Origin of the sequence: Bombella saccharophila, from assembly GCF_026385475.1 — a bacterium.
GTDB classification, from domain to species: domain Bacteria; phylum Pseudomonadota; class Alphaproteobacteria; order Acetobacterales; family Acetobacteraceae; genus Bombella; species Bombella saccharophila.
In genome coordinates, this window is record NZ_JANIDW010000001.1 from 496,900 (window position 1) to 510,213 (window position 13,314).

The 13,314-nt window shown below is 56.7% G+C and carries 10 protein-coding genes and 1 tRNA gene; 7 read left to right on the forward strand and 4 right to left on the reverse strand.

All coding sequences use genetic code 11. The features are described 5' to 3' along the window. Window positions 1–35 precede the first annotated feature (35 nt). Entirely contained in the window at window positions 36–1,331 is a 1,296-nt protein-coding gene (glyA, locus tag NQF64_RS02215; protein WP_099025958.1) for a serine hydroxymethyltransferase, read from the forward strand. Window positions 1,332–1,394: 63 nt separating this feature from the next. On the opposite strand, the gene NQF64_RS02220 is transcribed toward glyA, so the two are convergent. After that, on the reverse strand, window positions 1,395–2,552 hold the full coding sequence (locus NQF64_RS02220) for a DEAD/DEAH box helicase (RefSeq protein WP_099025957.1): 1,158 nt from the start codon (window positions 2,550–2,552) through the stop codon (window positions 1,395–1,397). A gap of 64 nt (window positions 2,553–2,616) precedes the next feature. On the opposite strand from NQF64_RS02220, the gene NQF64_RS02225 reads away from it, so the two are divergent. The 6 genes from NQF64_RS02225 to NQF64_RS02250 all read left to right on the forward strand — a co-directional run bounded on the left by NQF64_RS02225 (window position 2,617) and on the right by NQF64_RS02250 (window position 8,734). Further along, window positions 2,617–3,567, forward strand: a complete 951-nt coding sequence (locus NQF64_RS02225; RefSeq protein ID WP_266106318.1) for a mitochondrial fission ELM1 family protein — start codon at window positions 2,617–2,619, stop codon at window positions 3,565–3,567. Window positions 3,568–3,571: 4 nt separating this feature from the next. Continuing rightward, window positions 3,572–5,461: a hypothetical protein gene (locus NQF64_RS02230; protein WP_266106319.1), complete on the forward strand. Its 1,890-nt coding sequence runs from the start codon at window positions 3,572–3,574 to the stop codon at window positions 5,459–5,461. 55 nt (window positions 5,462–5,516) lie between these two features. Further along, window positions 5,517–5,591 (forward strand) — tRNA-Val (locus NQF64_RS02235). A gap of 115 nt (window positions 5,592–5,706) precedes the next feature. Next, entirely contained in the window at window positions 5,707–6,897 is a 1,191-nt protein-coding gene (locus NQF64_RS02240; protein ID WP_266106320.1) for a tyrosine-type recombinase/integrase, read from the forward strand. Between the two features lie 139 nt (window positions 6,898–7,036). Further along, the gene (locus NQF64_RS02245) at window positions 7,037–8,416 is read left to right on the forward strand and encodes a tyrosine-type recombinase/integrase (protein ID WP_266106321.1); all 1,380 of its coding nucleotides are present in this window, start codon (window positions 7,037–7,039) and stop codon (window positions 8,414–8,416) included. A gap of 186 nt (window positions 8,417–8,602) precedes the next feature. Continuing rightward, the gene (locus NQF64_RS02250) at window positions 8,603–8,734 is read left to right on the forward strand and encodes a hypothetical protein (RefSeq protein WP_266106322.1); all 132 of its coding nucleotides are present in this window, start codon (window positions 8,603–8,605) and stop codon (window positions 8,732–8,734) included. Between the two features lie 110 nt (window positions 8,735–8,844). Here the strand turns inward: NQF64_RS02250 and NQF64_RS02255 are convergent, their stop codons facing one another. The 3 genes from NQF64_RS02255 to NQF64_RS02265 are packed head-to-tail and all read right to left on the reverse strand — an operon-like array spanning window position 8,845 to window position 13,314. Further along, a complete protein-coding gene (locus tag NQF64_RS02255; protein ID WP_266106323.1) occupies window positions 8,845–9,957 on the reverse strand; it encodes a caspase family protein in 1,113 nt (370 codons plus the stop codon). An 18-nt stretch (window positions 9,958–9,975) separates the two neighbouring features. Continuing rightward, a complete protein-coding gene (locus NQF64_RS02260) occupies window positions 9,976–12,462 on the reverse strand; it encodes a GAP1-N1 domain-containing protein (protein ID WP_266106324.1) in 2,487 nt (828 codons plus the stop codon). Between the two features lie 18 nt (window positions 12,463–12,480). Then, a complete protein-coding gene (locus NQF64_RS02265; protein WP_266106325.1) occupies window positions 12,481–13,314 on the reverse strand; it encodes a TRAFAC clade GTPase domain-containing protein in 834 nt (277 codons plus the stop codon).

A 13,314-nucleotide genomic window follows, 5' to 3' on the forward strand; every position in this document is an offset into this window, starting at 1 on the left:
AAGGAAGAGTTTTTTTGCAGAGAGATGCGTAGCGAATGTCCGACAACATCAAAAAATCCACCCTCCATTCCTTCTATCATGCGCCTTTGAAGGAGCGTGATGCGGAGGTTAGCGCGATTCTGAATGCCGAGTTGGAGCGTCAACAAGATGGTATTGAGTTAATTGCCTCGGAGAATATGGCGTCTTTTGCAGTGATGGAGGCTCAAGGCTCTGTTCTGACCAATAAATATGCGGAAGGTCTGCCCGGTCGCCGTTATTACGGTGGCTGTGTTGATGTTGATAAGGTTGAGAATCTTGCCATTGAGCGTTTGAAGAAGATTTTCGGCGCGGAGTTTGTCAATGTGCAGCCTCACTCTGGGGCTAATGCGAATCAGGCCGCCTTTATGGCATTGGCTAAGCCCGGTGATACCATCCTCGGTATGAGCCTCGCAGCGGGGGGGCATCTTACCCATGGTGCCGCGCCGAATTATTCCGGCAAATGGTTCAATGCGGTGCAATATGGCGTGCGCGGAGAAGATGGTCTGCTCGATTATGAGGAGATGGAGCGTCTGGCTCGCGAGCATAAGCCGCGCATCATCGTAGCGGGCAGCTCTGCGTATCCGCGTGTGATTGACTTCCCTCGTTTCCGCAAGATTGCTGATGAGGTCGGGGCTTATTTGATGGTCGATATGGCCCATTTCGCTGGGCTTGTAGCGGCTGGCCTTTACCCAAGCCCGGTTCCTCATGCAGATATTACGACCTCCACAACGCATAAAACATTACGCGGCCCGCGCGGTGGTATCATCATGACGAATGATGCAGACATCGCGAAGAAGATTAACTCGGCGGTGTTCCCGGGCCTTCAGGGTGGCCCTTTGATGCATGTGATTGCAGGTAAGGCTGTAGCTTTTGGTGAGGCTCTGCAAGAGGAGTTCAAACATTATCAGCAGCGTGTGCAAGCTAATGCGCGGGCTCTGGCTGATGAGCTGTTGAAATGTGGCTTCGACATCGTAACAGGTGGGACCGATACGCATCTCGTTTTGGTGGACCTGCGTCCTAAGAAGGTGACTGGCAAGAAGGCGGAAGCTCTCATGGAGCGTGCTGGCATTACCGCGAACAAGAACGCCGTACCATTCGACCCAGAAAAGCCTTTTGTGACCTCCGGCGTGCGCCTCGGTAGCCCGGCAGCAACAGCCCGCGGCTTTGGTGAGGCGGAATTCCGCCAAGTGGCACGTATGATTGATGCGGTGCTGAGTGCCGATGAGGAGGATGAAGCAACATTCGCCCGCGTGCGCAAAGAGGTGAAGGAGCTATGCGCTCGCTTCCCAATTTATGATCGTGCCTCTGCTTAAAAGGGCTGGTAGCCTGCTTCCCTATGGTCGTGATGGTCGCCATTCGGCCATAGGGGGATGGGTTTAGAGCGTCTCGGTCGTGATGATGCGGATGCGGTAATTGATATGTTTTTCAATATCGCGTAGGCGGGCGCGTTCATCAAATGTCGCGAAGGTTACGGCACGGCCTTGCTTTCCTGCCCGGGCTGTACGGCCAATGCGATGAATATAAAGCTCTGGCGTTTGAGGCAGGTCCATATTGATGACGAGTTGAATATCATCAATATCTAGCCCACGGGCTGCTATATCGGTTGTTACGAGGATGGCTCCAGCCTGCTCTTGGTAACGCTCTAACGTCTTTTTCCGCTCGCCTTGGGTTTGTCCACCATGCAGGGCGATGGCTTTATATCGTGCCTTCCTCAACAATTTGGCAACAGAATCAGCCCGCTGTTTCGTTTTAGTAAAAATAATGGTGCGGCCTGTTTTCCCGTCTTTGAGGTGGGGGGTAGTTTCCAGTAGTTTTTGCAGGAGTGGCTCTTTTTGGTCATCTGTGATGAAGAGGGCTTGCTGGCGAATACGCCGCGGCGTGACTTCTTCTTCTCCCGGTTCGACCCGGATAGGGTCTTTTGTTACGCGTTTGGCAAGAGCCATGACAGGCGCAGGCAGGGTGGCTGAGCAAAAGACCGTTTGGGGACGGTCAGCAATATAGGGGACAAGGGCCGTCATACTGGCTGAGAACTCCTCATCTAAAAGGCGGTCTGCCTCATCTAGCACAAGATAGAGAATATGCTCTAACGATAGGTCGCCTTTCTCCACAAAATCGAGCAAACGGCCATGAGTGGCAACGATAATATCGGCCCCTTGCGCTAAGGAGAGAGCTTGTTGCTCGCGTGGGACACCCCCGCAAATCACACGCGTTTTGAGCGGGAGTTGACGGCCCAACTGGCGGCACACTGCTGCGGTCTGCATGGCTAAATCGCGCGTTGGCTCTAAGATGAGGATGCGCGGGATAGAGGGGGTAGAGCCATCCTCTTTAAGATGAGCAAGTTTTTGGAGGGCAGGGAGAACAAAAGCGGCGGTTTTGCCCGTCCCTGTTTGGCCGGGTAACAGAACATCCCGCCCTGCCAGAAGGGGCGGAATAGCGTGCTGTTGAATCGCTGTCGGTTTTGTCATGCCCGCTTTTTGTGCAGCATGTGTAAGAGCATCGGAGAGGCCAAGGGTGGTAAAATCACTATGGGTCATGGAGGATAGTCTTGCTAGAGAGAGGAAATGATGATGGCCTAATACCCGAGGGAGCCTTTTCACAATGCACGCCACGATTATTGCCGAGGATTATGCCGGGATGCGCTCACAAGGGCGAGGCTTGGCAGAAAGGGCGGGTTTCTCTTGGGATTTTCAGCCTGTTATAACACAAAAAGATTCATGGGCCCTTCGCTTACCCGTTCGGTTTTGGCCGCGTTCTTTGGGTCTTTTTGCACCATTTCATCTATCCTCTGCAACCCGTCTCATTATTAGTATCGGGGGGAAGGGCGGGGTCGCAGGGGCGGCTCTGGGGGCGCATTATGGCCTTCCTGTCGTGCAGATTCAGCACCCTAGAGCGCGCCTTTCCCCCTATGCGTTAGTGATTGTTAATGAGCATGATAAGCTTAGCGGGCCGAATGTATTATCTATTCGCACGGCGTTGCATGATGTCACCCCCGCCCGTTTAGCAGAGGCTGCACAGCGCTGGCATAGTCCTATCCGTGCAGGGGCGGAGAGGGTTCTAGGGGTTCTTCTTGGCGGCTCTAATGGGCGGTATCGTTTTGAGGAGAGTGAAGCCGCAGCTCTTGCTGCACAAATTGCCCGCTTTATACGCAAAACGTCAGTTCGATGTGTTATCACGCCATCGCGCCGTACCTCCCCTAAGGCTCTTGCTTTTATGCGTGCGCATCTTCAGCCTTTAGGGGCTGTGGTGATGGATGGCGAGGGGGAGGAGAACCCTTATATGGGCTTGCTCGCTTGTGCTGATATTTTAGCTGTAACCCAAGATAGTGTCTCGATGATTTCAGAGGCGGTGGCAACAGATAAACCCGTATGTATTTTGCCGCTAAAGGGTAGGTCTTCACGCATTGAGAGTTTTGTAAAGACCTTACAAAAAGCGGGACGTGTTCAGTCCTCCTTAGATTTAACATCATTTATGCCTTCGCACCATCTTGACGATACGTGGTTAGCGGCGGAAGAAGTAAGACGACGTATTCAGCTCGATCAGAAGGGATGACTTCATGTTGGACATTAAAACTTTTGGACCGCAGGGCGGTAATGTCCTCTATAAGGCTCTCTCTCACCCGCTGATTGTTGAGGAGATGAAAACGCTGGAGGCGGCGTTAAAAGGCAAGAGAGTTGCTTTTTATGACCCTGATAATTACGCCCCTACGTTATGTGGGCTTTATCCCGCTATTCAACCGGCTTTGATTTTAACGCATGATAGTGAGCAAGTTGGTCAGGCTGATGGCCTAGGCGGGCAGAAGTGCGCCATTGTCCATGCGGCTAATTGTGATGTGGATGCCATCCTCGCTTTGTCATTTGAGGATGCTAAAATGCATTCCCGCCTTGGGGCATTTATAGGGGCTATACCGCTTTATACATTGGGTATAGCGCGCCTGCCAGATATGTTCTTTCCCTATAAGCGGCCTTATTTGGATAAATGTAATTTCGCAACTAATTTTGCCTTTTTCCGCGAGACAGAACATTTCAGCACCCGCTTAGTCACGGCGAATTATTGGTCTAATTACGGGGCGGAGTCTTTACGCTATTGGCTCCGTCTTTACGATGAGCAGGGCCTTATTCTGGCAGAATGGCATCATGATGTAGAGAACCCCGCCGCCGGTGTGGTGATTGATAGTCAAGAGGTGAGGGAGCGCTTCAATCTCCCTCATTTTACAGGGCAGCTTTTCATCCATGTGATTGGGGCAAAAGGGCATGATGTCGTAAAATATGCTCTTGATAGTTTTGGTCGCAAAGGTGACCCGAGCCTTTCTGTGACGCATGACGCTAATGCGTGGCCCTCCATGCGCTTTGCGACCCTTCCCGCGCCTGATGATGATGAGGCCGTATATCTCTGGCTGCAAAATAGCCACGGCACAACCATTCCTTCAGGGGCTATAACACTCAACCCTATGGGAGAGGATGAGCATTACCCTATCACTCAGCCTATCGGCCCTTATGAGACGGTTGCGCTGGATGTCGGCGCGTTATTGCCTAAATGGCGGTGGCCTGCCCAGTTGGAGTTACGCTCTGGCCAACATCTGGTTCGCCCACGGTACGAAATTGTACAGCGGGGGCGCACACGCATCGCCCATATGAATGTCGAGCGCGCCAATTTACAACCCGATCCCGCACTTCGCACTATGTCGCCCCTCTTAGGGCGCGGGTTTGTACTGCCTTTCCCCATCCCTAATCCCGCTTTGTATGAAAGTTTCGTCCAACCCAACCCGATGTCGGAAGCACTAACACATATGCCGCTGCGGTTGGATGTGTTTGATGAAGCTGGTCAGGAATGTGGCCAGCACTTTCTCGGCAATTTGCCGCGTAATTATCAAGGGGCGATTGCCCTGCACGAGCTTCTCCAAAAGCCCGGACATGCAGAGCTTGTATATGACTTCCGCGATGGTGGGGAGGCTGACGGCTGGCCTCATGCTTTAATGCGTTATCGCCATCGCAAAACGGACCATGCGGCGGAGACGAGCTTTGGCGGGCATATCTTCAACACTATGATGACATGGCGTAACGAGCCGCAGTCTTATGCTGGTCCCCCGCCGGGACTGACAACTCGGCTCTTTTTAAAGCTTGGTCAAATTCTTGATGGCACAGTACTACGGAGTTTTTGTTACCTGATTTACCCGACCTCCCTGCGTGAAGGCCGCGCCCCATCCCAAACGCGCTTGCATCTTCATGCTGCTGATGGGGCGGAGCTGGCTCAGGCTGATATTACCATCCAGCCTTCTGGCTCTTACCTTCTTCAACCGCATAAGCTGTTTGATGCTTCATTGTTGGACCAAGCAGGGGAGGGCGGTTATGTCTTAATTCGTGACCTAACATGCCGCCTTTTTGGGTATCATGGTCTAGAGAATGGGGCTGGTGGTTTTTCATTAGATCATATGTTTGGTTTTTAAAGTAGCCCTCTTGTGTGGGAAGAGAACGAGTGGTAGAAGCCACTCACCCCATCGGGGATGCGTAGCTCAGCGGTAGAGCACTGCCTTCACACGGCAGGGGTCACAGGTTCAATCCCTGTCGCATCCACCACGCTTTTCCCCAGAAAACTGCCGTTTTTCGCTATCCCGAGACAGAGCATCTCTTAGCGATTGACCCAGGTTTAACCGTTTTTGTGGTCATAAGAGTGGGTCAGGGAGAAGCTTGGATGGCTTTTATTGCCCTGTCCGTGGCAGCTCGGAAGAAGCTGAAACGTCGTCTGGAAAAACATGCAGGGCTTCGCCTGCGAGGGAGTGTGACCATAGAAGCGCGCGTTAGCGTCCAGGGTCGGCGTCTCGCGAGGAGTTTTTCTGACAGTTCCGATATTTTCACCAACCTGGATGCCGCCATCGCTTGGCAAGCCGTTCAAAAGGCGTCTCAGGACGTTCCACAAGGTGTTTGCCAGCCAGTCGTTTCACCGCCTGATCCTGTTCCTGTGGAGACTGTTTCTTCGTCTTCCCCCTTTGCCGAATGGACAGTGGCTGATCTTCTGAGAAAGTTTGGGCAGTATCATATCGAACAGGGGAAAGTCAGTTACGTGTCCCATATTTCCTCGTTTCTCAAACGCTGGAAAAATCTTCCCCTTGTGCAGTGCAAGTTGGGCACATTGCGCGCGGTTCATATTCGCCAGTTTCGTGAGAGCATGAAGGAAAGGGGATTATGTGCTGCAACGATCAACAAACGGATCGGGTTGATTGAAGTTGCCATCAATTTTCTGAATCGCGAACACGATGCTGAGCTGACCAACTATGCTTCTTCAGATTACGTCGCCCATATCAAGAATGCCGACAAGCGCCGGAGCCGCCGCGTCAGTGATGAGGAGCTAACCCTCATCCTCCGCCATTTCAAAGGCCCTACAGCCAGACATGCAGCAGCCCTGATCCGTTTCTGCTTCCATCAGGGCACAAGACGCTCGGAAGCGTTCAACATGACCTGGGGCGACGTCGATTTTGACAACCACGCCATCCGCTTTCCCAAACACAAGACGATGAATTACGACCAGGAACTTGGCGGGCAGGTTCGTGTCATGACCGGCAAGGCGCGGGACCTGCTGTTACGGCTCAGGGAGGAGGCAGGCCGTGTTACCGCCTCCCAAAAGGTCTTCAATGCCTATGCAAGAGTGGATGGTTACAGCCTTGCCTTCAGGCGCGCGACCAAAGAGGCCGGACTGAAAGACATCCGCCTGCATGACCTCCGGCATGAGGCCACCACGCGGATTGCCGCCCTCTGTGGCCATAATACCTCCCTCATCAAGCGTGTTACCGGCCATCGGGATGATGCCTCCCTGGCCCGCTATACCCATACAAGCACCAACAGCATAGCCATGCTCATGTCCAGGAATGCCATTCAGCATGAATAACCATGAATGCGCATCCATTTCTTCAATAAACTGCAACGGAAATTTAGGGTAAACTGAAAAAAGTGCTTTTTTTGTAAGTTTATTATTCCATACCTTTGTCTCAAATAAAGATTTTGTCTGAGACAACTGGGGAAAAGCCTTGCCTGGACCTGCCAACAAATATGAAGGGACTGTTTTCCCCGCTGGTATGCGCCAGCGGGGGAAGACGGCCATTCAGGCACGGTTCAGCTTTCAGGGGAAGCGTCATGAGAGAACCTTCTCATCCGGACGAACCCTACAGGACAACCTGAAGACGGCCATGCGCTGGCAGGCTGCACAGAAAGAGGAATTGAAGCTTCGTTCATCCCGGGATCATGGCAGCGTCAAATTTTGCGGAATGACCCTGGAGAGCGGGCTGAGACTACTGGACCTTCATTATCGGGCTGAGAAAAAAACCAGCTATCAGGGCTATATCGCCTTCCTACTTCAGAACCCGGAGCAATTTCCCCTTCTGCGCATCCCCCTGGAAGACCTGCAACGCAGTGACATCACGAAATTCAGAAAGGACATGCAGGCTCCCTATACGGTGCCTGCAGGGCAAGCCTTTTTACGGGGACGGGCCCGCGTGAAGGGTAAAAGACCACTCAGGGAAAAAACGCGTTCCCGGGCGACGGTCAATAAATACATCAACCTGCTTTCCGTCGTCATTGATCATCTCAATGAGGAGCATGACGCCGATTTTGAAGATGTCGTAAAGACCGTCAGGAAACTCAAGGGCGCTGACAGGAAACGAAAGCACCGCGTTATGGATGACGAGTTTGCCGCCATCCTGTCCCACATCCCCGCGCAGGATGCTTCCGATATCGTGGAATTTTTCACCTTTTCCCTCAATCAGGGCACAAGGCGGCAGGAAACCTTCAATCTGACATGGGGTGATGTCGATCCTGCCAATTACAGATTGACGCTTCCCCATCACAAGACCGAGGCCCATGACGACGAGGAAGGCGGACAAATCCGCACGCTTACCCGGGCAGCGTGTGAACAGATTCAGCGTTTGAGACAGCACTATAAGGCAGTCCATGGCCGGGCACCCGACCCGGAAGCACGCATTTTCACCCGCTATCAAACCGAAGCCACATACAGCAAGATATTTGCCAGGGCAGCACGGGAAGCCGGGTTGCAGGACATTCGTCTGCATGATCTGAGACATGAGGCGACAACGCGCATTGCCCGTGACTGTCGCTATAACAGCACCCTGACCAAAAGCTATACCGGCCACAAGGATGAACGCTCCCTGGCCCGCTACTCCCATGCCAGTCCCCGGGATATTCATGACACCGTGCAGCAGTTACAGGTCCAGAACGGCCGGGACGGACAGGCAGCGCAACAGGGATCGTCTCCTCCTTCCGATACTGCCGTGCTGGAAGCTGACCAGAAAGAGCAGACAGCTCTTGCGAACCTGATTGAGCGCATCAGAAATGATAAAAAATCCAAATCCCTTCTTGTAAATTTCTTCACATCTCTCTCTGACAGCCTGTGATTTTGAAGCTGCATTTCTCCTTCATGTAACGATGTTCTTCTGTTTCGTGTCCGACCTTCCGTAACTTTATGCCAGCCGTGCAAACCAGCGGACACGTTGTGTCCGCTAGCTTGCAAACTGGTCAGGAGGAGAGCAAAGCTCTCCCCCGTGAACCCCCTCTTGATGTCAGAATTGGGGGGAAGCAGAATGTCCGCTGCCGGACGCGGTAAGCAAGAAGCTGCCATCACATGCACGATGCGTGGGACCGCCATGCGCCCCCAACACCGCCGCTCTTTATCATGGGTCACGCACGCTAAAGCAGGCATTGCTACGGCATGAAAGTATCTGTGGCCATCTTGGCGGCTCAGCTGTCGACGTTCATCCATTCATGGCGCAACCTGCGAGCGGACGCTTGTCCGCCTGCCGATGCTCTGCGTACCTGCAGAAGGTTAGCTTCGCTGCGACATTTGTGTCAGCGCGAGGTGGTGAGGGAAATCCTGAAGGACTGCTTGAACTAGGGAGCTCTGACTAATATGGGCACCGCCACCACCCCGTTGAAGGGTTTGAATCGCTGCGAACCAGCTGGCACGTCCCGTGCCGGTCAGACGAAGACGGGAAACATCACCGCCCGCGCGCGCCCAGATTTCTTGATCTAGAGGGCCTGCCGGGTACAGGTCGGCGAGTATGTTCTCAAGCTCCCGCCAGATGCCGCCAGATACGGCGGGGTTCTGATGGGCGGCTATGCCCTTGGCGCCTCCTCGATCGAGCGCGACGGGAAAGTTGTCTTCCAGATCGCTTGCCTTGAAGATCGGGTGCTGCCGTCCCGGTGCTGCGCCACGGACCTTCTCGGCAACGTAGTTGAAAATCTCGAAGATGCGGATCAACCCGTCGCCATGTGTGCGTGCCGCGCCTCGCAAGGCGCCCACGAGGTGCTCGGTGAAAAGGCTGTTGCTCGCGCCTGCGAGCACGAGCGAGGTTTCGGATGCTCGCGACGATGCGATCAGGACGCGACCGGTCCCTTGCGCCAATCGGTCCAACGACTTTTCGCTGAAGCCAAGATCAGCGATGCTCCCGACTGCCTTGAAGCTACCGGCTCCACCGGAATGACAAGCGTCGATAACGACGACGAGGCGTTGAGCTTTGATGCCGGCCAGCAGAGAAGATAACTCGGTCTCCAGCAGAACGGTCGCCGATACATTGCCCGGATCGCAATCGACTGGAATCAGCGCGCTCTCAGGACCGTTTGGATCGTCAAGGCGAGCGCCGTGCCCAGAGAAGAAGATCATGACCGTATCGTCAGGCTTGGCGCGGCTGGCGAGCGCGCTGAGTTCGCGACGGATCGCTTCAAGCGTGGCTTCGCTGTCAAGTAGCGTCGTTACGTTCTTTGGGTCGTAGCCGCAATGCGCAGGTGAGGTCAGGACGGCGCTCACCTCGCGGGCGTCATTGATCACCGCAGGGGGCAATGGCGATACCTTGGGGTAGGCCGCGATGGCCACTAACAAGGCGTGCCCATTCGAGAAGCCGGCCTTTTCGATTGGCTTAGGTCGATTATCGTCGTTCATAGTCGCACTCGCAGCATATTACCGGTAACCCTTTCCGAGATCGGGATCGCTGGCGAGATAGCGAACTTGATCACTGTGGGGAAAATCCCGCCTCATCTCATCGAGCAGTTGAGCTGGTCGAGGTCCTCCGCCTCGCCTCATTTGCCCGATCGCATCCCGCCACCGGGACCGCCCGCTACCGAAGCTCTGCAGGTCCGCGTCTCGTCCTCCGGCTCGACCCCAGATTTCGTTGTAATCGGGCCCATTTGGGTAGAGGTCGGCGGCAAGGTCCTCTAGGACTGTCCACTTTTCCTCGTAGGAAACCGCCGATAGCCCGAGCGTCCACCGCGTGAAGGTGCTTATCATATCATGGCACACCCGGAGCACCGGTTTAACGTCGTCGCGCCCCATGCGCGCGAGGTGGACCAACTCATCGACGGCGCGGCGCCAGCAGCGGTCAAGGATCAGGCGACCGAGCATCTCCGCATCACCCGACGGCAGCGACAGCCGTGCCGTCGCCCAAGTCTGCAGCCAGCGGAGGAAGCGGTGCTCGTCGATCCTGGGCAGGGCGGAGACGATCCGGACGCTGGTGCCGACGCCGGTCGGCACCAGCGTCCGCAGTGTGCTGTCTAAGCGATCACCTGCGAGGATTGCGGCTTCAAGTTGCGGGTCCGGTGCGTGGGCGACGTCACCCGTCGAGGCGCGATCGAGCCAGCCGCCGGCTGTGGCTTTCAGGAGGTTGGTCCGGGTGGGATCCGCGAGCCGCGGCCAGACCTCGGCGCGACGGGCATAGCCGCTCAGGTCAGCCAAGGGGCTCTTGGCGAGTGCCGTGATCAGCTCTGGATCAACGGTGCCCCCATCGAGGTGTTTCTCAACAACCGAAATAAAGGAGCGCTGCGGGTTGGTTGGCCCCCGCCATGCTTCGGCGTTGGCGGCAAGGGCCTGAGCCCAAAGCTGCTGCGCCGGCAGGGTTCTGAAATCGACATCCTTCAAGAGCTGGGGCTTTCGCGCGACCTCCTCGGCCGCGATGTGTAGGATGCGCGGGTCAGCCGTTTCGAGCGCTATCGCGAGCGACTGCGCCGGCGTAGCCGGCCGCAACGCGGCTCTGAGCCCGTCGAGGTTGCCCGGATCGGCATCGACGGAGAGCTGTTGGCGGACTGCCTCGCTTGGCGAGAGGCTCGCACCGGCGGCAGACCCGTGTAGGCGAAGCCATCCCTTCATGAGCGCGATGCCCTTCACCGCTTTGCCGGCGTCGTAACTGATCTTACGAGGTACGGCGTCAGACAGTCGAGCTTCTAAACCCCCGTCCTGCGGGAGGTGGTCGACCAGCGCTTTCAGCGTAGCAGGTCGAGTCTCAGCCCAACGCCAGAACGCCGCCGAAAACCCAAACGAAGTCGAGCGCGCGGCGGCAACGACTCCCGCGAGGACCGCCCTGCGCCACGGTTCCACCGCGGTCGTGGCCGAAAGGGCGTCGTCGATCGCGGACAGCATGACCGGATCTTCAGCTTGTAGGAACTTGTTTGCGACCGCCCAGGATTCGAGGCCTGTCCATAGCGTGCTCGCCGCCGGGAGTCCCGTTGTGCTCAGGTTTCTGAGCAGGAGGGTGTCCGCCACGGCGGCGCCCTGCAGTCTCGAGGCGAGCCTCTCGACCAGCTTTGCCTTGCCCGCCGTACCCATGGTGGGATCGGGCGAGAGGCGCTCGACGAGCCGAAGGACGGCTACGCAGTCGTCGAAGCTCGGGCTCGAGGAGGAGCCGAGCTCAAAGGCGCGCTCAAGCAGGGGCAAGTCCGTGAAGCGGTCCAGTCGCGCCCCGATTTCGTGGGCGAAAGCGAGGATAGGCTCAGCCTCCGCGCCTCCGCTCAAGATCGCAGTCGAGCGTGACACAGGGGCCGAACCAGAGGTCCCGATGATACGATGACCCGTCCAGCGGGCCGCCAATGCGGTGGGTGTGCAGATGAGCGACGGCTGGGGCATATCGACCACATCATGCGGACCGAAGCTCAGCCGAAACGCGAACCGGGCGCGGAGTTCGGGCCAAAGGTGGAACCACAAGGCGACGGCTAAATCTTCAAACCCTTGAACGCCGACCCGCACCACGGGCCCGGTTCCCCTGGTAGTCAGGGCTTCGGCTGCCGGTTTCAAGTCCGTGGCCGTGGGCGCCGCAAGGGTAGACGTGGGCACGTTGCACCCTTCAAGCGCATCGGGCGGCTTAGGCGCTGCGATCAGCAGCGCGATAAGTGGCCGCAGGTCAGTCGTCGTTGTCATTTCCCTGAGGGGTGCGATGACAGCATGGGAGAGGACCATCCCGGCCCGGGATGCCGTCGGGTCGGCGAAGGTGCGGGCAAGCACGTAGCGGTCGCCGTGCGGGAAGCCGCTGACGAAGGGCGACCACTTCACCCCGGGAGGCGCTGTGTCGGGCAGGTCGAGGCGCGACGCCAGCTCGGCGGGAACGCGGCTGCGGTCGCTGACCAGCCGCAAAGCATGCCCGCCGCGCACCTCACCGTATATCGCCTGCTCGACTCTCATAAACGCCGACCTTCTGTCTCAGAGGGTGTTAGTTAAGAGGCGCTGGATCGGCGACGTGAGGTCCGTGGAGCGCTGGCCGCCCGGAAGAACGACGTAGCCGAATTGCTCGGGACCGCGGGCCGCGTAATCTATATCTGGATTACGGGGATTGAGTGGCCGCTCCAACGCTGACAGGCCGAGCACGCTCGGTTCGGCCCATACGCTATGCACGAAGCTCGAAAACATGGGGAGCCGCTGATCCAGGACCACGGCGGGCTGCTCATCGGTGCCTAACTCGTCCCAGCAGCTCAGGAGAACGCACATGCGGGGGCTCTCCAACGGCTTCGTGCTGATCGCGCCCCGGATGTAGAGGAGCATCTGGAGCAATTCTATCAGTCGAGCCTGGTCCGAGACCTGAACCTCGCGATTTTCAACGTCGGCGCCTTTCAGCGTTTTCAGCGGACGCGAGAAGATGTCCTCGCTCACACGCGTTTGCTGCAGCCGAACCAACAGAAGCCAGGCAGGTGCGCCGACGACGCGGGCGCGCCAAGCCGCAGGGATGCGGCGCGTCGACGATATAGTCTTGATCTGCTCGCCGCCGTAGTCGGGCCAGACGAGCTCCGCCTTGCGACCGCTGACGTCCGCGATCGGCCAGATGCTGTCGACATAGGTGGTGGTGGGCGTGTGGCCGGCCGCCATACCTTCGTTCAGGCTCTCCAGCGCGGCCTCGAACGGCTCCAGGTTGGTGGCCGCTCCGTCCATCCGCAGTTGGCCGTCACCTTTCATCAGCCGCTTCAGGAGCTGCGCGCCGTAGTGCGTCTTGCCGACGCCCGACTCGCCGATGAGCAGGATGGATCTGTCGCTGGCACTCAT

Bases quoted from the DNA above. Each gene is read 5' to 3' on its own strand.
- glyA (WP_099025958.1), top strand. From the start codon at position 36: ATGTCCGACAACATCAAAAAATCCACCCTCCATTCCTTCTATCATGCG.
- NQF64_RS02220 (WP_099025957.1), bottom strand. From the start codon at position 2,552: ATGACCCATAGTGATTTTACCACCCTTGGCCTCTCCGATGCTCTTACA.
- NQF64_RS02225 (WP_266106318.1), top strand. From the start codon at position 2,617: ATGCACGCCACGATTATTGCCGAGGATTATGCCGGGATGCGCTCACAA.
- NQF64_RS02230 (WP_266106319.1), top strand. From the start codon at position 3,572: ATGTTGGACATTAAAACTTTTGGACCGCAGGGCGGTAATGTCCTCTAT.
- NQF64_RS02240 (WP_266106320.1), top strand. From the start codon at position 5,707: ATGGCTTTTATTGCCCTGTCCGTGGCAGCTCGGAAGAAGCTGAAACGT.
- NQF64_RS02250 (WP_266106322.1), top strand. From the start codon at position 8,603: ATGTCCGCTGCCGGACGCGGTAAGCAAGAAGCTGCCATCACATGCACG.
- NQF64_RS02255 (WP_266106323.1), bottom strand. From the start codon at position 9,957: ATGAACGACGATAATCGACCTAAGCCAATCGAAAAGGCCGGCTTCTCG.
- NQF64_RS02260 (WP_266106324.1), bottom strand. From the start codon at position 12,462: ATGAGAGTCGAGCAGGCGATATACGGTGAGGTGCGCGGCGGGCATGCT.
- NQF64_RS02265 (WP_266106325.1), bottom strand. From the start codon at position 13,314: ATGAGTGCCAGCGACAGATCCATCCTGCTCATCGGCGAGTCGGGCGTC.